The 20,661-nt window shown below is 37.0% G+C and carries 20 protein-coding genes; 9 read left to right on the forward strand and 11 right to left on the reverse strand.

Translation table 11 applies throughout. The features are described 5' to 3' along the window. Window positions 1-9: 9 nt before the first annotated feature. Window positions 10-2,160 (reverse strand): integrase catalytic domain-containing protein, encoded by a 2,151-nt coding sequence (locus ORNRH_RS10970; protein WP_014791905.1) that lies wholly within the window; start codon window positions 2,158-2,160, stop codon window positions 10-12. Between the two features lie 95 nt (window positions 2,161-2,255). Next, entirely contained in the window at window positions 2,256-2,504 is a 249-nt protein-coding gene (locus ORNRH_RS10975) for a hypothetical protein (protein WP_014791906.1), read from the reverse strand. 135 nt (window positions 2,505-2,639) lie between these two features. Here ORNRH_RS10975 and ORNRH_RS10980 point away from each other — a divergent pair, with 135 nt between their 5' ends. Then, the gene (locus ORNRH_RS10980) at window positions 2,640-3,080 is read left to right on the forward strand and encodes a hypothetical protein (RefSeq protein ID WP_014791907.1); all 441 of its coding nucleotides are present in this window, start codon (window positions 2,640-2,642) and stop codon (window positions 3,078-3,080) included. Between the two features lie 114 nt (window positions 3,081-3,194). After that, window positions 3,195-3,443 (forward strand): hypothetical protein, encoded by a 249-nt coding sequence (locus ORNRH_RS12235; protein WP_014791908.1) that lies wholly within the window; start codon window positions 3,195-3,197, stop codon window positions 3,441-3,443. A gap of 5 nt (window positions 3,444-3,448) precedes the next feature. Here the strand turns inward: ORNRH_RS12235 and ORNRH_RS10985 are convergent, their stop codons facing one another. Together ORNRH_RS10985 and ORNRH_RS10990 are read right to left on the reverse strand one after the other, a co-directional pair. Further along, window positions 3,449-3,709 carry a hypothetical protein gene (locus ORNRH_RS10985; protein WP_014791909.1) on the reverse strand — a complete coding sequence of 87 codons (261 nt, stop codon included), beginning with the start codon at window positions 3,707-3,709 and terminating at the stop codon, window positions 3,449-3,451. 188 nt (window positions 3,710-3,897) lie between these two features. Continuing rightward, complete coding sequence (locus tag ORNRH_RS10990; protein WP_014791911.1) at window positions 3,898-4,083, reverse strand: hypothetical protein; 186 nt, start codon at window positions 4,081-4,083, stop codon at window positions 3,898-3,900. Window positions 4,084-4,140: 57 nt separating this feature from the next. Between ORNRH_RS10990 and ORNRH_RS12240 the strand changes: the two genes are divergently transcribed. Together ORNRH_RS12240 and mfd are read left to right on the forward strand one after the other, a co-directional pair. After that, window positions 4,141-5,109: a S24 family peptidase gene (locus tag ORNRH_RS12240; protein ID WP_014791912.1), complete on the forward strand. Its 969-nt coding sequence runs from the start codon at window positions 4,141-4,143 to the stop codon at window positions 5,107-5,109. Window positions 5,110-5,387: 278 nt separating this feature from the next. Continuing rightward, window positions 5,388-8,774, forward strand: a complete 3,387-nt coding sequence (gene mfd / locus ORNRH_RS11000; RefSeq protein WP_014791914.1) for a transcription-repair coupling factor — start codon at window positions 5,388-5,390, stop codon at window positions 8,772-8,774. Between the two features lie 77 nt (window positions 8,775-8,851). Here mfd and ORNRH_RS11005 read toward each other — a convergent pair whose 3' ends face one another. Beyond that, on the reverse strand, window positions 8,852-9,913 hold the full coding sequence (locus tag ORNRH_RS11005) for a branched-chain amino acid aminotransferase (protein WP_014791915.1): 1,062 nt from the start codon (window positions 9,911-9,913) through the stop codon (window positions 8,852-8,854). A gap of 109 nt (window positions 9,914-10,022) precedes the next feature. On the opposite strand from ORNRH_RS11005, the gene mnmD reads away from it, so the two are divergent. From mnmD to ORNRH_RS11025, 4 genes are all read left to right on the forward strand, one after another. Next, window positions 10,023-10,700: a tRNA (5-methylaminomethyl-2-thiouridine)(34)-methyltransferase MnmD gene (mnmD, locus tag ORNRH_RS11010; protein ID WP_014791916.1), complete on the forward strand. Its 678-nt coding sequence runs from the start codon at window positions 10,023-10,025 to the stop codon at window positions 10,698-10,700. Then, complete coding sequence (locus ORNRH_RS11015; protein ID WP_014791917.1) at window positions 10,688-11,116, forward strand: NUDIX domain-containing protein; 429 nt, start codon at window positions 10,688-10,690, stop codon at window positions 11,114-11,116. Before mnmD ends, ORNRH_RS11015 begins: the two co-directional genes overlap by 13 nt. A 35-nt stretch (window positions 11,117-11,151) precedes the next feature. Further along, window positions 11,152-11,460 (forward strand): hypothetical protein, encoded by a 309-nt coding sequence (locus ORNRH_RS11020; RefSeq protein WP_014791918.1) that lies wholly within the window; start codon window positions 11,152-11,154, stop codon window positions 11,458-11,460. An 82-nt stretch (window positions 11,461-11,542) separates the two neighbouring features. Continuing rightward, entirely contained in the window at window positions 11,543-12,670 is a 1,128-nt protein-coding gene (locus ORNRH_RS11025; protein WP_014791919.1) for a GNAT family N-acetyltransferase, read from the forward strand. Here ORNRH_RS11025 and ORNRH_RS11030 read toward each other — a convergent pair. Then, a complete protein-coding gene (locus ORNRH_RS11030; RefSeq protein ID WP_014791920.1) occupies window positions 12,667-13,167 on the reverse strand; it encodes a helix-turn-helix transcriptional regulator in 501 nt (166 codons plus the stop codon). The two genes, ORNRH_RS11025 and ORNRH_RS11030, sit on opposite strands and share 4 nt — an antisense overlap. Before the next feature lie 264 nt (window positions 13,168-13,431). Here ORNRH_RS11030 and ORNRH_RS11035 point away from each other — a divergent pair, with 264 nt between their 5' ends. Next, entirely contained in the window at window positions 13,432-14,556 is a 1,125-nt protein-coding gene (locus tag ORNRH_RS11035) for a M14 family zinc carboxypeptidase (protein WP_014791921.1), read from the forward strand. 63 nt (window positions 14,557-14,619) lie between these two features. Here the strand turns inward: ORNRH_RS11035 and ORNRH_RS11040 are convergent, their stop codons facing one another. The 5 genes from ORNRH_RS11040 to pta all read right to left on the reverse strand — a co-directional run bounded on the left by ORNRH_RS11040 (window position 14,620) and on the right by pta (window position 20,584). After that, the gene (locus tag ORNRH_RS11040) at window positions 14,620-15,435 is read right to left on the reverse strand and encodes a purine-nucleoside phosphorylase (RefSeq protein ID WP_014791922.1); all 816 of its coding nucleotides are present in this window, start codon (window positions 15,433-15,435) and stop codon (window positions 14,620-14,622) included. After that, complete coding sequence (gene lpxK / locus ORNRH_RS11045; protein ID WP_014791923.1) at window positions 15,407-16,447, reverse strand: tetraacyldisaccharide 4'-kinase; 1,041 nt, start codon at window positions 16,445-16,447, stop codon at window positions 15,407-15,409. The genes ORNRH_RS11040 and lpxK overlap by 29 nt, the downstream gene beginning before the upstream one ends. Before the next feature lie 53 nt (window positions 16,448-16,500). Beyond that, a complete protein-coding gene (locus ORNRH_RS11050) occupies window positions 16,501-17,049 on the reverse strand; it encodes a hypothetical protein (protein WP_036602203.1) in 549 nt (182 codons plus the stop codon). A 240-nt stretch (window positions 17,050-17,289) separates the two neighbouring features. After that, window positions 17,290-18,474, reverse strand: a complete 1,185-nt coding sequence (locus tag ORNRH_RS11055; protein WP_014791925.1) for an acetate/propionate family kinase — start codon at window positions 18,472-18,474, stop codon at window positions 17,290-17,292. A gap of 22 nt (window positions 18,475-18,496) precedes the next feature. Continuing rightward, window positions 18,497-20,584 carry a phosphate acetyltransferase gene (gene pta / locus ORNRH_RS11060; RefSeq protein WP_014791926.1) on the reverse strand — a complete coding sequence of 696 codons (2,088 nt, stop codon included), beginning with the start codon at window positions 20,582-20,584 and terminating at the stop codon, window positions 18,497-18,499. Window positions 20,585-20,661 lie beyond the last annotated feature (77 nt).

Consider the following 20,661-nt stretch of genomic DNA (forward strand, 5'->3'; position numbering starts at 1 on the left):
AGGGCGGGATTACCATTTGAAGTCCCGCTTTATTCTTTCTCTTTTTAGTTTTATCTTTTCTTTTTCGCTTAGGCTTTCACTTTCCTGCAATACCATTGCGGTGTTATAGCTCTTTTTATTTCCTCCCAGTTTCATTGCGTGGGAGTAAGGTAATTCGCTATAAATAGAGCCTATCTCATCTCTTAATGCATCTGCCTTTTCCTCGTGGGCAAGTTTTCGCTCATAATGTTTGCTCAGTGCTATATTCGTATCCATATCGGCCTCCGCGTGCGATTGTACGGCTAATTCGGCAGCAGGACAGCTCATAATGTATACATCGTCTAGCGTGTATAAGTCGGCCATTTCCTCGTCCCATACTATTTTTACATTCACGCGCTTGGCGTAACCTGTGGCCTTGGCCAAAATTTCCACCCCTGTGTTTACATAGTCTGGAATTTCAAATAAATAGGTTTGGCGGTTGTAGCCTGTTACCTTTTCCACTTTCACAAAGCCGCGCATATAGCTAATATCTGCCTGCGTATGATTGCCAAATAAGCGGCGCAATATGCGCTTATCCATATACTGGCATTCTATATGTTTTCTCTCACGAAATATCTTAGCTGGGATTAATTCTTTATTCCCTCGTCTTGGGCTATTATTCCACATTTTTACACACTCTTCAAATTGCAAAATAGCCTCCTCGTAGGTTGGTAATTCCTCTATTTCTAAATAATCAGGATTAGCCATGCCCTCAATACCTACTTTCCAGCTACTGCTCACCAAGTTTGGCAGTGCTTTGAGTGATTGTTTCACTAATCTGAAAGACATCTCCGCTGGGTTAGCCTGCGAGTTTCCTTTTTCTATCGTGCGCACCTTATGAAATACGAGGTTAAGGAGCGCCTTGCTCTCTTGGCTCGTGTAAGCGCCGTGGTTATCGCTCAGGAATTCAAACATCGTAAGCCCCTCGCTGTTTCTTACAGCCATTTTTAGGGCTTTTTCCAGCATTTCGTAAGTTTCCTCGTGGCCTTTTTTGCTCGCCACCGACCAACCTACTATACACTGGCTTGCCACATCGGTAATCATCATCACATAGAGCTTATACACTCTTTTCCCTACACGGTAAGCAAGTAGTCCAGAACCATCTGCGGTAAACAGCGAGTGGGCGTATTCTAGTTTTTTGGTAGGTACATAGGTTAAAACATTCTTTTTATACCAGTCCTTGCCGTGTCTTTCTTTGCCCAAGAATTGATTATCCCAACGCGCTACATATTTATTATAAGTCCTGCGAGAGAGTGGCGCATAGCCCAGCTCTGTTATCATTGGGATATAGTAGTTATCATACAGCGCTGCCACGGATTGCTTACTCGTACCAAAAGGGTTCATATACGCCCCATACATCACGGCTTCGTGCGCATCAAAAGGCAAAATTTCGCCTGTGTTTTCATCTACCAGCTCGCATTTACCCACCACGCGGGCGTTATCATTGCCATATTTGGCAGAAATCAAGTAATTTCTTTGCTCCGCAAGGCTTAATGGAAACTCGCTTATTTTGTTGCGTAAGCTATGGGCATTGCCTATGCTTAGCCCCTCTAAATTACGAGGTGCCAAAATCTCAGCACATAACTGCAAAAACTCTTGCTTTTGGCGTATGCCTAAATGCTTAAAATCCCCCAATTCATAATTGAGTTTAATGTAATTTAACCAAGCCATTGCCTCTGCCAATTCCATTGCTTTGGTAGCGTTAAAGCCTACCGGCGCATGAAATTGGAAATATCGCATATTTTCCGCCGATATTTGCCCACGCACCGCGCGCATAATTTCCTCTTTGGCATACTGCTTTAAATCTCTTTTCTCATCGGCTTGAAACTCCTTTAAAAGCTCTTTTAAAGCCTCCTTGGTGCCAAATTGCGAACGGTAGTGCTTAGGCACTCTATCCGGCAAAAAGTCGTAATCATAGTAAAACTGATGATTTATTCGAGCCCAGCGCCAAGCCTTTCCTGTTGCCGGAAAGGTGTCTCGGTTATGGTAACAAGCCGGAACGCTTTTTTTATATTTACTTCTTACAAATTTTAAGTAGTCATTTGACAGAGCACAAGTTTGAACAACAAGGCGTTCAGAGACCCACAGCGTGTCGCCCTCTGTATTTTTTCTTATCAATATGTCGCCTTGTTGTAGTTGCATTTTATTATATCTTTGTAAAAAAACAATTATGCTCTTATTTAAAATTTCTTATCTGTCGGATAAAAAATCACACACTTTCTCTGATGTAAAAAAGTTTATGACTTTAATGAACACTTTGCACGCTGAGCGTTTTTTCGCGGAAGTGTACAAACACTCAAAAGAAGCTGCTCAACACGCTCCTGATTATCATTGCGTTCAATATCTTTGCTGGCATCTTCCTCCGAAATTTGAACACACTTTTCTGCTAAAATTCCAATGTGCAAATGCAGACGATATGGTCCTATTTTCAAGCTTATACCGGAATTTTTGCTCTTTATCCAGCTATACTTTTGAGTTGATTTCATTAGATTAAATATTTTTAAATTTTGTTCCCGCCGTGTACCTGCCTCACGGTGTATGCTTTTCGGGAAACCTAACGGAGTAGTTTTCCGTTAGGTGAAATTTCCATACATTTGTTGTGAACTATAAATTTTAATCGTATGGAAAATAATCAGTTTTATGAAGCTGTAAATCAACTTTTAAAACTCAAAGAAAAAATACAATCCTTGCGAATAGATTTAGCCAAACACTTCGTCTCCGCCTCATCCGCCTTTCTTGCATTAATTGTCGCATTTGTCCAAGAAGAAGCTCGTGGTAATCTCTTTTTTGTGGTAGTATTCTCAACGGTATTATTGAGCATCCTTGCCTCGTCAACATTCCTAATAATCGCATTAAAGCAATTTCGTAGTATGGAGGAAGATTGGCAGGAATATATATCCAAACTCTCTCTCGGGTTAAATCATAATAAAACATTAGTAATCGCTTCAAAGTACGATAACTTGCTTTCCGTTTGCGAGTGGGTTTACTTATTTTCATTTATATTAAGTGTTTTACTTATTGTAATAGGTTCGTTCATCGGGTGTTTAACTTTTGATGTTTAGTTCCCGCTGGGGGCTCGAACCTCAGTGCCTGCCTGTCGGGAGAAAATCACTATATTTGCCTTACGGCGAACCACTTCGTTAGGTTTGTGCTGTCTAATCAAAAATTATAGTGATATGAATAAATTTAATTATCATTGTTGCCTTAGATTTGGCTCTATTTCCTATGCTGAAAATGAAATTTGTTTAGAGGCTATTAAAAATTTTCTCAAATCATTCCATTGTAATTCTTATGAAATTGAAGACCTCGGCGGCTTTTACGAAATTGAAATTAACTATGAAAATATTCATAAGCAGAAAGTCCTTAGATTTTCAGAGGCATTAATATATTTTTCGTTATTTCATAGAATTCAAATCATAGAGTAATTATTTTACTCCTTTGGAGTTATTGGCACATAAACATATCCCTGAGAGATTACCTTAGGTTTTATCGCTGCTTTTGTTATAAATTTTGCTTTCATCGCAAAGGCCTTTTTTTCTCCCTCAGCCAGTGGCTCTTTGTGCGTGTAGCAGAGAATAGGCTTTAACGCTCCAGTATTCGCATTTTCTATTACCAAATAGAGATTGCAAGCCTCCTTATTATTTAATTCTTTGTGGAGCTTTCTTAGTAGTTTCTTCGCTTTCTTTGTCATAATTAAATTTTTTAAATCCCTAAATACCTTTCAATATCACTATAATTAGCCTCTCTATAACGGGAGTAAACCCCGACACCGAACACACACAGCGTTTCCCTCACCATTGAGAGCCTCACATCATTCCATCTAGCGCATACTTCTACTTTTACGCTAAACACTTTTTTTAATAACCACTTTTTCATTTTTTATTGATTTATAAGTTTCTCTAATTCCTGTTTTATTTTAAGCCCTTTGCCTCTGATAGGCATTCTTTCGCCTCGTGCAATTTGTCCAATATATATAGGCGAAGTATTAAAGGCTTCCGCCAGCTTTTGGTAAGGCGTCTGATGTTTTTCTTTGATAGCCTTGGCGAGTGTTTTATTTTTATTCATACCTTTGCTTTAAATTGACAATGCAAATACACAAACTTATTTGAAACACACAAACAAATGAGAGACAAAAAATCAAACTTATTTGAAAAAATAATACAAATATCTGAGTACTACGGATATAATTCTATAAACGATTTTTCAATAAACGGCTTAGGTTATACCTCTTCCGAAAAGATTAATAGACTTAAAGACCCAAATAAGAAACCATCAATAGACATAATAAATGATATTTCAAATAAGTTTGAAATTAATCTTAATTGGCTTTTAAATGATATAGGAGAAATGGTGATTGGGCAAAAACCAAATGTGCAAAAAAAGTTATACAATAAAAGTATAACTCAAAGTATAACCAAAAGTGTAACAAACGAAAAATTCAAAAAAGGTTACACTTCGGAAAAAGAGGAAAAAACCAAAAATGCAGAAAATACTAACAAAAAAAATGTTAGTATAAATGTTAGTGAAAATGTTAGAAAACGAAATGTGCAAAATTTACTAACAAATGAAGAGGAAAACGAGAATGTTGCTTTTTTCAATGAGGAAGAAAGGGCTTATGCTATCAGTAGCCTGCCCACTAATCGCAAAACACGAGATGCGCTTAGCCATATACAAGAAGTGCCTCTGTATAATTTTGAGGCCACTATGGGGCTAAAAGAGCTTTTTTCCGGCGGTAAATCTTCCGCCGCAATATTAGACACCATTAAGATCCCTAACCTGCCTAAATGCGACGGGGCTATCTTTGTTACAGGAGATAGTATGTATCCGCTGCTTAAAAGCGGCGATATTGTTTTATATAAAGAAATGCCCTTAGATTCAATTTTTTACGGAGAAATGTACTTACTATCCTATCGTGTAGATGAGTGGGAAGAATATATTACCGTTAAATATGTTCAAAAATCCGAGTTAGGGGGAGAGTATTTAAAACTTGTAAGCCAAAACCAGCACCTCCAGCCAAAAGATGTACTGGCAAGGGATATAAGCGCCATCGCCTTAATAAAAGCCTCAATAAGGATAAATACAATGATGTAATATCGGAATAAGCGGCTATTTTAGTACTAAAATAGCGGTTTTAACGGCTGTATCGTTATTTAGTAAGATAAAAAATATCGTTTCAATAGCGGTAAAATAGCGATAAATAACGGTAGGGTTTTGCGACCTCCCTTTATTTATCACTATTTCGCACTGCATTTTTTGTATTACCCCTTATAAAATTTAGGCTAAAAGATTAATCTAATTTATAGAATATCACGACATAATCACTTGTTTTTTTGTAATCTTATGCTCTATTTTGTGGCATTTCAATCGTGATGCCGTATCTTTGTCTCGTTTTGAAAGAAATTACAATCCAACAGTGGTATAATGAGCATCAATCTAGCGATTTGGTGCATTCGCTCGTGCAATTTGTAGAAAAACAAGCACATAGCAATCTGCAAATCAAGGGCTTGGTGGGCTCGTATTTTAGTCTTTTGACGGCGGCGGTTTTTAATCAAACCAAGAAAAATATACTTTTAATCTTTAACGATACCGAGGAGGCGGCTTATACACTCAACGAACTTGAAAGCGTGTTTGGGAAAGAAAAAGTGTTATATTTTCCCGCGTCTCATCGTCGTCCTTACGAGATTGAACAGACCAATAATGCCAATGTGGTGTTGCGTACCGAAGTGCTCAATAAATTAGCCAATTCAACCAAAACACATATTATGGTAACCACCGCACAGGCACTGACCGAGAAGGTAGTTACCAAAAAAACACTGAACACTAAAACGCAGAAAATCAAAGTAGGAGAGAAGCTTTCGGTAGAGTTTTTAAACGAAGTTTTGTTTTCATATGATTTTCATCGCACGGATTTTGTGACTGAGCCTGGCGAATTTTCAGTGCGAGGCGGAATTGTGGATATTTTCTCATTTTCAGATGACCAGCCGTATAGAATTTCGTTTTTTGGTGATGAGGTAGAAAGCATCAGAAAATTCGATTTAGAGAGTCAGCTTTCGGTGGAGAAAGTCAATAGTTTTACGGTGATTCCTAACATGGAAAACAAAACCTTGACCGAGAAAAGACAATCTTTTTTAGACTTTTTGCCTAAAAGCACTTTGATATTTGCCAAAAATCTGATTTTATCGCAAGATCATATTGCCAAAAACTTTGATTTAGCCCAAGAAAATTTTGAAAATTTATCGGGAGAAATCCAGCATTTGTCGCCCGAAGATTTATTTAACACAGCAGAAGAGATTGAAAATCAGTTAAAAAATAAATTTTTAATTGAATTTTCGCACCAAACTTTATTTACTCCAGTTGATGTTTTTGAGTTGCACCAATCGCCGCAACCTACCTTTAATAAACAATTTGAATTGTTGATAGAAACCCTTGAGCAACAACATGAGCAGGGCTATAAAAACTATATTTTTTGTTCGGGAGAAAAGCAAATTCAGCGTTTTGAGGAAATCTTTTCAGACATGGGCAAGGAAGTGCATTTTACGCCTGTTTTAGGCACTTTGCACGAGGGCTATATTCATCATGATGCTAAGATTTGTTGCTTTACCGATCACCAAATTTTTGAACGCTATCATCGATTTAATTTAAGAAATAAATTCTCTAAAAGCGAGAGCATTACGCTCAAAGAGCTTACGGCATTGCAAGTGGGCGATTATGTTACGCATATAGACCACGGCGTGGGGAAATTTGGCGGGCTCAAGCGTATCGATGTCAATGGTAAAATGCAGGAAAGCATTAAGCTTATTTATCAAGACAACGATGTGCTGTATGTGAGCATTCACTCGCTGCATAAAATTAGCAAATTCAACGGGAAAGACGGCAAAGAGCCAAAAATCAATAAATTAGGTTCGCCCGCATGGCGAAATCTTAAAAATAAAACTAAACGAAAAGTAAAAGAAGTCGCCTTTGATTTAATTAAGCTTTACGCCAAACGAAAAATGGAAAAAGGCTTTAGCTTTTCGCCAGATACATATTTGCAAAACGAGCTGGAGGCATCTTTTATGTACGAAGACACGCCAGATCAGCTCAAAGCCACCGAAGATGTAAAAGCCGATATGGAAAGCAGTCGTTCAATGGACAGGCTCGTGTGTGGTGATGTAGGTTTTGGCAAAACTGAAGTAGCGGTGCGTGCGGCATTCAAGGCAGCAACCGATGGCAAGCAAGTGGCGATTTTGGTGCCTACGACTATTTTGGCTTTTCAGCATTATAACACATTTAAAGAGCGTTTAAAAGACTTTCCCGTGCGTGTGGAGTATCTTAACCGATTTAGAACCACCAAGGAAAAAAACGCAATTTTAAAGGATTTAGAAGCGGGGAAAATTGATATCATTATCGGGACACATCAATTGGTGAACAATAAAATCAAGTATAAAGATTTAGGTTTGCTAATTATAGACGAGGAACATAAATTCGGGGTGTCTGTCAAAGATAAATTAAAGACCCTGCGTGCGCATCTGGATACGCTTACGCTTACGGCAACACCGATTCCGCGTACTTTGCAATTCTCGCTGATGGCAGCACGAGATTTAAGCGTGATTAAAACGCCACCGCCTAACCGCCAACCTGTGCAAACGCAAATCATAGGGCTAAACGAAGAGGCGATTAGAGATGCGGTGTTTTACGAAATTCAGCGAGGCGGACAAGTCTTTGTGATTTACAACCGAATCGCAGGTTTGCAAGAAATGGCGGGCATGCTTCAGCGATTAATCCCTGAGGCTAAAATCGCCGTGGGACACGGACAAATGGAGGGCAAGAAATTAGAAAAAATCTTGCTCGATTTCATGGATGGTAAATACGATATTCTAGTTTCTACCACGATTGTGGAAAGTGGTGTAGATGTGCCGAATGCCAATACAATGCTGATTGTAGACGCGCAAAATTATGGTTTGGCAGAATTACACCAAATGCGCGGACGGGTAGGGCGAAGCAACCGAAAAGCCTTTTGCTACCTAATCACGCCGCCGCTGGTAACGCTTACCAACGAGGCACGAAAAAGATTGCAAGCCATAGAGCAATTCAGCGATTTGGGCTCAGGATTTAATATAGCGATGAAAGATTTGGAAATTCGTGGTGCAGGGAATTTGCTCGGAGCGGAACAAAGCGGATTTATGGCAGAAATGGGATTTGATACTTATCAAAAAATCTTGAACGAAGCCATTGAAGAATTAAAATATTCCGATGATTTCAAAGATTTATTCAATGATGAAAATCAAAAACAGCAAGATTTTGTTTCAGATTTTAATTTAGATGCCGACACCGAAATTTTGATTCCGTATGAATATGTGAACAATGTTGAGGAGCGTATGGTGCTGTATCAGCGTTTGGCTGAAATAGAAACGCCTGAGCAGCTAAAGGCTTATACCGAGGAACTTATCGACCGATTTGGCGAAATGCCTGCCGAAGTCGAGGAATTGCTTGAATCGGTAGAGTTGAAATGGGAGGCTAAAAAATTAGGCATTGAAAAAATTGTTTTAAAACAGAATAAAATGCTTTGTTATTTCATTAGCAATCCGCAGTCTCCATTCTTTGAAACCGAGAATTTTAGGAAGATTCCTGCCTTTATTGCACAAAATCCAGCTATCTGCAGTTTGCAAGAAAAAAAGCTAAAAGGCAATGATTTTAATACTTTAATTTTAAAAATTTCGCCTATAAAATCGGTGGGCGAAGCCAAACAATGTTTGGTCAATATTTTAAATCTTTAATAAAAGCTAGAAATTGAAATAAAAAAAGCCATTCAAAACTTGAATGGCTTTTTTGTGTAAATAATAAAATTAGAAAATTAATATTTTTTCTCAACGAGAACTCTCCACCCAAACGGATCTTCCGCTTTCCCGTATTGAATTTCGTTCATTTGTTTTTTAAGGATTGGTCCCCAAGCATCAATTTCCTCTAATTTAGGCAATTCGAGTACTTCTTCTGGGTATCCGATGGCTTCGAAATTGTTGAGTACCACCGCAGTACCACAACCAAATACTTCTTTTAATTCGCCATTCTTGTGTGCTTCGTAAACTTCTTTTACAGAAACAGGACGCACTTCTACATTCCAGCCGTTTTCTTTAGCCAGAGTAATTAAACTATCGCGAGTTACTCCGTTCAAGATTCTTTCGCTCGTAGGTGCCGTAAGCAAAGTATCGCCGATACGCACAAAAATGTTCATTGTTCCAGCTTCTTCAAAATACTGGTGGGTAGCGGCATCTGTCCAGATGATTTGGTCGAAACCTTCCTCTTTAGCCAAAGTAGTTGGGTAGAAAGAAGCTCCGTAGTTACCAGCTGCTTTTGCAAAACCTACACCGCCATTAGCCGCACGAGAGTAGTGGTCTGCCACTTTCACGCGCAAAGGTTTGTTGTAGTAGTTTGGTGCAAAAGAACAAATAATGGCAAACATGAATTCCTCTGATCCACGCGCAGAAATTACATCTTCGGTAGAGAAAAGCACAGGGCGCACATACAATGAAGTTCCGTAAGTTTCTGGAACCCAGTTTCTATCTACATCGATAAGTGCCTTTAAACCATCCATAAACACTTCTTCTGGAATAGAAACCATGCCTAGACGCTCAGCCGATTTGTTGATACGCTCAAAGTTCTTATCTGGACGGAATAAGTAAACATCTCCGTTTTCACCCTTAAAAGCCTTCATTCCCTCAAAACAAGCTTGCCCGTAGTGGAAAGCGTGTGTGGCAGGAGAAAAGCTTAAATTACCAAATTCGCGGATTTCTGGCTCGCCCCATTTTCCATCTTTGTATTCGCAGATAAGCATGTGATCTGCAAAGGTTTTACCAAAAACTTTGCTTTCAAAAACAGCAGGTGTTAAACGAGATTTTTCAACTTTTTGAATTTTCATAATGTATTGATTATATTTTTTATTAATAAATTTTCAATCAAATTTAATCAAAAATATGATATTACTAAACATTTAATTTTATAAATTGCATAAAAATTTTGAAAGCCCTATGCTTAAAAGAGAAATCCTAACCACTGCCGATGGCTCTAAAACGCTCTATATTCCCGAGTGGAACGAACATTATCACTCCAAACATGGAGCCTTACAAGAAGCGCAACATGTGTTTATAGCCAATGGTTTAGCACAATTTTCGGCACAGGATTGTAGCATTTTGGAATTTGGTTTTGGAACAGGGCTAAACGCTTTGCTCACACTGCTTTCGCCACATCAAAAGCTGAAATACCACACACTCGAAAAATATCCTATGACGCCCGATGAGGTGCAAGCATTGGATTATCCTAAACTTTTTGCCGAATTTTTTAAGCAAGAAGAAAATGCAATTTTGCCTATTTTTGAGAAAATTCACACCGTGGAATGGGGCGAATACCAAGAAATCACGTCAGATTTTAGCCTAAAAAAACAACAAGCAGACTTTAAAGAGATGGAGTTACCCGAGGGAATGTATAATTTGGTATATTTTGATGCTTTTGGGAAACGAGTACAACCAGAATTATGGCACGAATCGATTTTTGAAAAAATATATAAATCACTTAAAAAGAACGGATTATTTACCACCTATGCCTGCAATGGCGATACCAAACGCGCTTTGAAAGCGGTAGGTTTTAGAGTGGAAAAGAAACCTGGACCTCCAGGCAAACGAGAAATGATAAACGCATGGAAAGATTAGACGCATTCACGATTAGAGTTTATGGAATTTTGATTCATAACAATCAATTAATGAGGCTGAAAGAGCCATTTTGGGGAGAGATTCTGTATAAAATGCCGGGCGGTGGTTTGGAGTTTGGCGAAGGGACTTTGCAGTGTCTGGCACGCGAATTAAAAGAAGAGCTGAATTTGACGCTCGACCAAGCTGAACTTTTTTATGTGCAAGAAGATTTCATTCGTTCTAAATTTAAAACCAATGAGCAACTTTTTACTGTGTATTATAAAATTTCTTGCAAAAATATAAGTGATTTGCAAATTATTGATAAAAATATTGAAGAGGTAAATTGGATAAATTTAGACCAATTATCGCCTGAAGATATGAGTCTTCCTGTGGATAAAATTGTGGTGGGAAAATTGCTAAGAGAGTTAAAAAATTAAGATTTATTACTTATATTCGTAGCAAATTTTAAGCTATGAAGAAAAAGACATTATTTATCATCGGGGTTATTTGTAGCCTTATCGTAGCATTTTATATTGCTTTATGGATCGGAATTTCTACCCAAGGTGCACATTCTTTTGAAGAATCTGTAAATCTTTTCAATAGCTATTTTCCCGCAATTATTGACGGGACTTATCTGCTTATTTTACTGAGTTTAACGGCAATTATTTGCTTTTGGCAAACCAAGAAAAAAGATGTTTCTACAAATTATAAGCAAATTGGTAATTATTTGATGATTCTAAATTTCATCTTTTCAGTATGGTTGATTTGGACTTTGTTGTAAAGGCAGTAAGATAACCCAAAATATCATTTTTTTAGCATAATTAAAAAGTGTATTTTTGTTGTTTAATTAAAGGAAAAACGGAATGGCAATAGAAATAAAAGAAGTAAGCAATACAATTGATTTAAAGCAGTTTATACAATTTCCTATGCGAATGTATAAGGAGAATCCCTATTATGTTCCACCTTTGATTAGCGAAGAAATTGCAGCACTGAGCCACGATAAAAATGAATTGTACCGAGAAGGAAAAGCAAAGTCCAAGTATTTTTTGGCATACAAAAATGGCGAAATCGTGGGGCGTATTGCAGCAATGATTAATTACCAAGAGGTTAAAGAACAGGGCGTTCCGAGAGCAAGATTCGGTTGGTTTGATTTTATTGACGATAAAGAAGTGAGCCAAAAATTGCTTGAAAAAGCCATAGAATTTGGTAGAGCAGAGGGCTTGAAAGAAATCGAAGGTCCCGTAGGGCTTACCAATCTCGATCGTGCAGGATTGCTCACCAAAGGGTTTGACAAAGTGGCGACTATGGTGACGCTGTACAATCATCCCTATTACGAGGAGCATTTGCTAGCGCACGGCTTTGAAACAGCCAAAGAATGGGTAGAATACGAGCTCTATATGCCCGAGACTTTGCCCGAAAAATTGAATAAATTTACGGATTTAATCCAAAAACGATATAAAATCAAGGTTAGAGATTTAAAATCTAAGCAAGATTTATTACAAATTGTAGATCCGATGTTTGAGTTGCTTGACAAAACTTACGGGCATCTAAGTAGTTATGTACCAATTACTAAAAAGCAAATTCAGCACTATAAGGATAAATACATCAATTTCGTAATTCCAGATTTTGTAACTGTGATAGAAGACGAAGCAGGACGAATGATTGCTTTTGCAATCACAATGCCTTCGTACTCAAAAGCATTGCAAAAAGCAAACGGAAAATTGTTCCCATTTGGCTGGTACCATTTCTGGAAAGCCAGCAAGAAAAACGACGCAGCCGCCTTTTATTTAATCGGGATAGATCCTGAGTATCAAGGCAAAGGCGTTACAGCGATTATTTTCTCTGAGATGTATAAAACTTTCAAAAAGTATGGAATTTCATATTTAGAAACCAATCCAGAATTAGCAGAAAATAAGAGTATACAAACTTTGTGGAAGGATTATGATCCTGTGAACCACAAGCGTCGCAAAAGTTACCGAAAAGATATTTAAAGACTTGGTTCGAAGCTTTCGAAGCTGCCATCATTGTAAAAGCAAATTACTCGTGTGATTTGCTTTTCTTTTTTGGTAGCTACCACATTTTGCTCTTGAGGTTCTTTTTTCGGAGAGGGTAGAGCAGGAGTAGCCTTTTTCTCTTCTTGAATTTCTTCATTTTTAACGCTTGTATTTGGCGATATTTCGTCTTCTGGTACACTTCTGTATGGAATATCGTCAAATAAAGAAGGTAAAATCGGGTTATTTTCCGTTTTTTTACTCATAATTACTTTATTTTCAATTTCATACATCGGTAATTTTTTTAACATAAGATATTCCCATCTTAGCTCAGGAAATTTTTCTTTTACTTTTAGTAAAAAATCAAGGCTAGGATTATTTCTTCCCGATAGGATATGCGAGATAGAGGAGCGTTGTACATCAATTTTTTCAGCAAATTCTGCTGCGTTAAGATTGTAAACTTCTAAAATATTTTCGATAACTTTCTTGTAGTCCATATACAAATATAAAAAATATTTTACAATATTAAAATATGTTTTCAGCTATTTTCGTTTAAAGTAAATCTAATATTAAACTTTAATTAAATGATGTAAAATGCTCATATTTATATTTTTAAATATTTAAATTGTATATTTATTAAAAATAATATTTTAAACTGACAAAATAGCATTTCGATATATTTTTTCGTGATGTGAACTTTTTTAATTATTGTAAAATGTAAACTTTAATTCTAATTAAAATCAAATTAGTATCTTTACTTTATGAATTTAGAAAATATATTCAATCAATATGAGCAATGGAAGGAAAGTGGCTTAGATCTTCGTTATTTACTGCCTCATATTGTTGAGGATTTGATACAAAGAAATGCGTATCAATCCGAAATCATAGGTCAATCGTTTCAAGATAGACCGATTTATAAATTGACATTGGGAACAGGTGAGAATAAAGTGTTGCTATGGAGCCAAATGCATGGTAATGAGAGTAGTGCTACGCGTGCGATGTTTGATATCTTTAAACTGCTCACAAATCCCAATTTTAAAGAATTTTCAGATGAATTATTGCAGAAAATTCAGATAGAATTTATTCCCCAATTAAATCCTGATGGGGCGTATGCCTATACCCGAAGAAATGCAATGGGGATTGATGTAAACAGAGATTTTTTACAATTGGCAAGTCCTGAAATGCAAGCTTTACAAAGACAAGTGAAATCTAAAGTTTACAAATGTTTATTTAATTTGCACGACCAGCGAACTATATTTAATGTTTACAACACGAAACATTCTGCCACTCTTTCCCTTTTAGCTCCTGTATTTGATAATAAAGGGACTATTTCAGAATCTCGTAAACAATCGATTCATTATGTAAGTGAAATTTATAAAAGTTTACAAATGTATCGTCGGAATATTGCTCGTTTTAGTGATGAGTTTTATCCAAAAGCTACTGGAGACAATTTTCAAAAATGGGGAATTCCAATTATTTTATTTGAGTCGGGACATTTTCCAAATGATTATCAACGAAACGAAACAAGAAAAATTACAGCTTTTGGAATTTTGGCAGGATTGTATAATATTGCGTTTAATAATGAAATTTCAGAAGATGCTTTAGAAGTTTATCATGCAATTCCGCAAAATGATAACAAAGCCATTGATATTATTTTCCGTTCGGTCGTTTTGACGAATGGCAACACAGAATTTGTAACTGATATAGGTGTGCAGTATGAAGAAGTGCTTAATCCCGAAAAGCAAATAATTGATTTTGTACCTAAAATATATGAAATCGGAGACTTGTCGGATCGCGTAGCACACGAAACTAAACTCGCTGAGAATTGCGTATTTCATAAGAATCCTAATCGAGTGCCCAAAATCGGCGAAATAATCGACTTATAGAAAAACAAAAAAAGGAAGTTTGTGCAAACTTCCTTTTTTAATTATATAAAAATTCAATTTTTATTAATTTTCTGCTACGAGAGATTTCACTAATTTAATCACATTTGGCATTGCAACATTTGCGGCATTCAGCACTTCTTCATGAGAAACTGGAATACTGATTTCTGGTCCACCCAAATCGGTGATGACAGAAAGTGCTGCCACACGCATTCCTTGGTGTCTTGCCACAATCACTTCTGGCACAGTACTCATTCCTACTGCGTCACCGCCCAAGATTCGCACCATTCCGTATTCGGCAGGAGTTTCAAAGGTAGGACCTTGCAAGCCTACATACACACCTTTTTTAATATCGATATTTTCTCTTTTAGCGATTTCGTCAAATTTGGCAATAAAATCATAATCATAAGCCTTGCTCATTTCTGGGAAACGAGGACCAAATTCTTCCATGTTTTGTCCTCTCAACGGGTGCTCTGGAAACATGTTGATATGATCTCTAATCACCATAACATCACCTACTTTAAAATCTGGATTCACTCCGCCAGAAGCATTAGAAACGATTAAGTTCTTGATGCCTAAAAGATGAAAAACTCGGAAAGGAAAAGTTACCTCTTTCATGCTGTAGCCCTCATAGTAGTGGAATCTACCCGCCATTAGAAGCACTTTTTTGCCCTCAAGCGTACCAAAAATAAGCTCTCCGTTGTGTCCTTTTACCGTAGTTTGCGGAAAATCAGGAATTTCGGTGTAAGGGATTTTTACGATTGGCTTGATTTCATCTTTCAAAGCCCCAAGACCAGAGCCTAAAACAATCGCAAATTCAGGAATTTCTCCCCCGATTTTATCTTTAATGTAATTAGTTGCTTCTTGAATTTTTTTGTACATAATTGCTAATGATTTCGTTAAACTTATCTGGCTGATCGATGCCAATTGAAATCGGAAGATAGTACAATTTTTTGACAATTCCATGCTCTTGGCTCAATCTCATGTAATCTTTTTCGGTTGTTAACATAATTTTAGGCGAAGGCAAGGATTCATAAGCACCGATAATTTCTTTGATGTCATTAGGTTTAAAGTCGTAATGATCAGGATATTTTAAATGTTTCACCGAAACAAATTTGCTTTTTGCATGTTTTACTAAATCATCGCTTTTTGCAATTCCCGTGATAAGTAACGCATGGCAATCTTCTGCTTGGCGAATGTCTGCATTAAACGAAATATTGAATATCGTATCACTATAATTTATGTGAGAAAAGAAGACTTCTTGCTCTGGCAATAATTTCAATTCTCGTTTAATTTTTTCTTTTTCTTCTTCGCTTAAATCAGGCGGGCATTTTGTAACTACAATTACATTAGCACGCTTGGCACCACTGCGTGGCTCGCGCAGGTTTCCCATTGGCAGCACATAATCTCTGCTATACAACTCATTGTAATCGGTGAGCAAAATATAAAATCCAGCCTTGAGTGCACGATGCTGAAAAGCATCATCTAAAACCACAACATCTAAGGCAAATCGCTGAAATAATTCCTTAATAGCTTCTACACGATTTTCTCCCACACTCACGACAATTCTATTTTTAAATCGATGAAAAAACATCATAGGTTCATCGCCGATTTGTCGCGCATTGGAATCGTAGTTTGCTACCAAAAATCCCGAAGTTCTGCGGCCATAGCCACGGCTGAGTGCGGCTACTCGGTAATTTTTTCTAAGCAAATCTAGTACATACACGGTATGTGGTGTTTTTCCTGTTCCGCCAGTCGATAAATTACCGATTACAATTACAGGTTTTTTAAAACTTTTTACGGGGAATAGACCGATTTTGTATAATAAATTTCTAGTACTCGTTACTCCCCACCACATAGCCGATAGGGGCGCCAATAGTTTTCGCCAATTCATAGTGCAAATATAATTTCGATAAAGGAATTTTTAAGAATGATTTTTAAAAGTTTTTAGATGAGAAAGGTGTTAAAAATAATACCTACCAAAATCGCAAATAGTATACTGAACAAACTTCCCGTAATCTCGCGTGAAATTTGGTTTTTGTCACGATGCGAATTGGCAAAAATCACATATAAAAATTTAGCTATAATTAAAAATCCAATCGGTGGAAATTCGTTTAAAAATATAAAGGTTACAACAAGAAGTCTTTCTAAAACGCCAATGTATTTTCCCCAAGAATTGCTCGGTGAAAAATCGCTTGAATTTAATTTTTTTTGGTCTAAAAAACTCGAAATCAAAATAGAAGCAGGGCTTGTATTGATTATATAAGCGAGCAGAACAATGGCTACGCGATATATTTGTTCATCGCTTGCACTTCTATAATATAAAGGAAATAGCAAATAGCCAAAAATGGCAATTTTGGTGATTTGTGAGTATAAAAATCGATAAAAATAGGATTTTTGTTTTAATAAAAATTGAACGACATCGATGAGTAAAAAAGCACCTATTCCAAAGGGTGGTTGTCCAATATTTCCCGAAATAATAAAAAATCGGCGCACTTAGAGCTAGAACTATACCCAAGTGCAATAAAAATTTGAGTGTAGAATCAATGCGTTTTAGTGGATTTTTGCTCCAAAAAACGGGCGGAATAAAGAATTCTGTGAAGAAATAAAGTAAAAAAAGTGATAATAAATATTGGTACATAAATCTATGTCAAATGAAAAATTCTATGCAAAAGTAAGGTGGATTTTTCAGCTAGAAAAATCCACCTTTAAATAAATTTATAAGAAGTTGTATAATTATAAATTATACGCCTCTTGTGCCATTTCTAGCTCCTCGTTGGTCGGGATTACAAGCACTTTAATTTTTGAATCCTCTGTATTGATTTCGCGAGCTTCGCCACTGCGGATTTTGTTTTTCTCAGGATCAATTTTGATGCCTAGATAGTCTAAATCTCTGGTAGATAAATCTCTAAAGAAATCACTATTCTCACCAATTCCCGCAGTAAATACAAGTGCATCTACGCCATTTAATGCAGCAATGTAGGCACCGATGTATTTTTTGATTCGGTAGGTGTTCATAGCTAGTGCTAATTGGCAATCTTTGTTTCCATTTTCTGCCTCAGATTCAATGTCTCGCATATCGCTGTAGCCAGTTAAACCCTTCATTCCGCTTTCTTTAGACAAGAAATTAGAAACTTCTTCTGGAGACCAGTTGTTTTGCTGTTGTAAAGTTACCACAACAGAAGAATCGATTGATCCACAACGAGTTCCCATGATAAGTCCATCGTTTGGTCCATAGCCTAGAGAATGGTCTACCGCTTCACCTTTGTTCACAGCAGTCATAGAGCAGCCGTTTCCGAGGTGGATTGTGATTAATTTTTTAGAATCATCTTTTAAGTATTCGTAGGCTTTTCTAGTTACATATTTGTGAGAAATCCCGTGGAATCCGTAAAGTCTAATTCCAGTTTTGTCGGTTTTATCCTTTGGAATTGCGTAACGATATACAAATTCTGGCAAAGTTTTGAAGAATGAAGTATCAAATACAGCTACTTGTGTAGCATTGCTGAATAATTTTTCGGCTACTTCAATTCCTTTTAAATTGGCAGGATTGTGTAGGGGAGCCAATGGGAAAAGACTTTTGATTTTTTCTTTTACCTCATCTGTGATTTTTACAGTTTCAGTAAACTCTTGCCCTCCATGCACTACACGGTGAGCTACAAGATCCACATCTTCTACATTGCTGATTACACCGATTTCTTTGTCGAGCAATCTCGCCGTAACTTCTTTCAGAGCCACTTCGTGGTTTGGAATTTCTAATTCATCAGAAAATTTACCTTTTTCTGTTTTGTAATGAATTGCAGAAACCTCAAGCCCGATACGCTCAACAAGCCCGTGCGCAAGCACTTTTTCTTGTGGCATTTCAAACAATTGAAATTTAAGCGATGAGCTTCCCGAATTGATTACTAATATTTTTTTATCCATTATACTATTTATTATTTTATGATTAAAAATCTTGTGCCTGAATAGCTGTGATGATTACTGTATTGAAGATATCATCTACGGTACAACCTCTACTTAAATCGTTTACAGGGCGATTAAGTCCTTGTAACATAGGTCCAATGGCAATAGCTCCAGTTTCTCTTTGCACCGCTTTGTAGGTGTTGTTTCCTGTATTTAAATCTGGGAAGATTAAGACAGAAGCTTGTCCAGCAACCTCAGAATCAGGCATTTTTTGACGACCTACATTAGCATCTACAGCCGCATCGTACTGGATAGGACCTTCGATTTTCAAATCTGGGCGTTTTGCTTTTACCAATTCTGTTGCTTCGCGCACTTTGTCTACATCGGCACCTTTTCCAGAGTTTCCAGATGAGTAAGAGAGCATTGCCACTTTTGGTTCAATTCCAAAGGCTGCGGCACTATCTGCAGAAGAAATTGCGATTTCGGCTAATTGCTCAGCAGTTGGGTTTGGATTGATGGCACAATCGCCGAATACAGAAACTCTATCTTCTAGACACATAAAGAATACAGAGCTCACAATTGAACAGCCTGGCTTGGTCTTAATGAATTGTAGGGCAGGGCGAATGGTGTGTTGCGTAGTGTGCACAGCTCCAGAAACCATTCCGTCGGCATCGCCTTTGTAAATCATCATAGTACCAAAGTAGGAAACATCTCTCATGGTATCTCTCGCCATATCCATGTTTACCCCTTTGTGTTTTCTGAGCTCGTAGAATGTGTTTACATAATCCTCGAATTTATCAAAATTCTCAGGGTCTACGATTTCCACATTGGCAAAATCCACTTGCAAGTTAAGCTCTTTTAAATGAGCTTTGATTTGCTCTTCGTTTCCGAGAAGTACAATATCTACGATTCCTAATTTTGAAAGTCTTTCTGTTGCAGTCAAAATTCTTGGATCGCCAGATTCTGGTAAAACGATTTTTTTGCGCGCTTTTTTAGCCGTATCAATCAAGCTGTATTGGAACATCATAGGAGTCACCACTTTATTTGTATAAGAATTCATAGATTCTATAAAGTTTTCTGGCGAAACGAATTTTCCAAATGTATCTAAAGCAGATTGAATTTTAGTGATTTTTTCTTTTGAAACATCAGAGCGAATGGCACCAATTTTTTGTGTAGTTTCAAAAGTTCCAGTTTTTACCGAAACGATAGGCACATTTTGTTGAGTACCTTCGATTAGTCGCATGATTGTTTCTTCTGGTTTAATTCCGCCTGTCAAAACAATACCTGCCACACTTGGGTATTTAGAAGAGATGTGTGCTTGTAGCGAACCTAAAATAATATCGGCACGATCGCCTGGCGTGATTACCAAACTATTTTGATCTATATGGTTTAAGAAATTAGGCAATTGCATAGCACCTACAGCAAATTTACCTGTGAGATTGCTTAAATTTTCTTTCCCAACTAAAACCTCGGCATCCAATTCTTCTACAATTTCCTTAATGCTTGGATTTTGCAATTCAGAAACAAGCGGAACAATGATTTTTTCCACATTTTCTGGTAAATATTTATCTAAATGTTGTTTTAAAGCCTCAACATTTTCCTCTTGAATTTTATTAGCTACAATTCCAATGACTTGAACATCACGATTTTGGAAAGACTTGTAAGCCATCTCAAGGTTTCTATCAAACTCCTTAAAAGTTTTATCGATTCCAGTACTGATTAAAAGTACAGGCAAACCTAAGTTTTTAGCGATATTCACATTCCAGTCAAACTCGAAAACGCTGCTCCCCCCCAAGAAATCAGTACCTTCCACAAGTACAAAATCGTGAGTGCTTTCTAATTTTTTGTATTTAGAAATGATTTTTTCAAGAGAATCAGCGATTTTACCTGAATTTCTGTTGCGAATCAGCTCATCACGAGTCACCGCATAGCTTTCATCATAAGAAGAATTAAGCCCAAAATGACTTAAAATCGTTTCGATATGATTGTCTTTTTCCTCCTCGCTAGCCACCACGGGTTTAAAGTAAGCTACCTTTGCCATTTTCCCGAGCAAAGATTGCATAAGTCCTAAAATAATCATTGATTTACCACTGTGTGGCTCCAGTGTTGCAATGTATAATCCTTTATTCATTTTAAATTGAGTGTAAAATTCACCCCAAAGTTAAGGATTTTCTTGCGTTTTTACCCTCGATTTTTAGAAAAGATTTT

This window comes from Ornithobacterium rhinotracheale DSM 15997 (assembly GCF_000265465.1).
Classification (GTDB): Bacteria; Bacteroidota; Bacteroidia; order Flavobacteriales; family Weeksellaceae; genus Ornithobacterium; species Ornithobacterium rhinotracheale.

Bases quoted from the DNA above. Each gene is read 5' to 3' on its own strand.
- ORNRH_RS10985 (WP_014791909.1), bottom strand. From the start codon at position 3,709: ATGACAAAGAAAGCGAAGAAACTACTAAGAAAGCTCCACAAAGAATTA.
- mnmD (WP_014791916.1), top strand. From the start codon at position 10,023: ATGCTTAAAAGAGAAATCCTAACCACTGCCGATGGCTCTAAAACGCTC.
- ORNRH_RS10975 (WP_014791906.1), bottom strand. From the start codon at position 2,504: ATGAAATCAACTCAAAAGTATAGCTGGATAAAGAGCAAAAATTCCGGT.
- ORNRH_RS11030 (WP_014791920.1), bottom strand. From the start codon at position 13,167: ATGGACTACAAGAAAGTTATCGAAAATATTTTAGAAGTTTACAATCTT.
- ORNRH_RS12235 (WP_014791908.1), top strand. From the start codon at position 3,195: ATGAATAAATTTAATTATCATTGTTGCCTTAGATTTGGCTCTATTTCC.
- lpxK (WP_014791923.1), bottom strand. From the start codon at position 16,447: ATGAATTGGCGAAAACTATTGGCGCCCCTATCGGCTATGTGGTGGGGA.
- ORNRH_RS11035 (WP_014791921.1), top strand. From the start codon at position 13,432: ATGAATTTAGAAAATATATTCAATCAATATGAGCAATGGAAGGAAAGT.
- ORNRH_RS11055 (WP_014791925.1), bottom strand. From the start codon at position 18,474: ATGGATAAAAAAATATTAGTAATCAATTCGGGAAGCTCATCGCTTAAA.
- pta (WP_014791926.1), bottom strand. From the start codon at position 20,584: ATGAATAAAGGATTATACATTGCAACACTGGAGCCACACAGTGGTAAA.
- mfd (WP_014791914.1), top strand. From the start codon at position 5,388: ATGCCGTATCTTTGTCTCGTTTTGAAAGAAATTACAATCCAACAGTGG.
- ORNRH_RS10980 (WP_014791907.1), top strand. From the start codon at position 2,640: ATGGAAAATAATCAGTTTTATGAAGCTGTAAATCAACTTTTAAAACTC.
- ORNRH_RS11005 (WP_014791915.1), bottom strand. From the start codon at position 9,913: ATGAAAATTCAAAAAGTTGAAAAATCTCGTTTAACACCTGCTGTTTTT.
- ORNRH_RS11025 (WP_014791919.1), top strand. From the start codon at position 11,543: ATGGCAATAGAAATAAAAGAAGTAAGCAATACAATTGATTTAAAGCAG.
- ORNRH_RS12240 (WP_014791912.1), top strand. From the start codon at position 4,141: ATGAGAGACAAAAAATCAAACTTATTTGAAAAAATAATACAAATATCT.
- ORNRH_RS11015 (WP_014791917.1), top strand. From the start codon at position 10,688: ATGGAAAGATTAGACGCATTCACGATTAGAGTTTATGGAATTTTGATT.
- ORNRH_RS10990 (WP_014791911.1), bottom strand. From the start codon at position 4,083: ATGAATAAAAATAAAACACTCGCCAAGGCTATCAAAGAAAAACATCAG.
- ORNRH_RS11020 (WP_014791918.1), top strand. From the start codon at position 11,152: ATGAAGAAAAAGACATTATTTATCATCGGGGTTATTTGTAGCCTTATC.
- ORNRH_RS10970 (WP_014791905.1), bottom strand. From the start codon at position 2,160: ATGCAACTACAACAAGGCGACATATTGATAAGAAAAAATACAGAGGGC.
- ORNRH_RS11040 (WP_014791922.1), bottom strand. From the start codon at position 15,435: ATGTACAAAAAAATTCAAGAAGCAACTAATTACATTAAAGATAAAATC.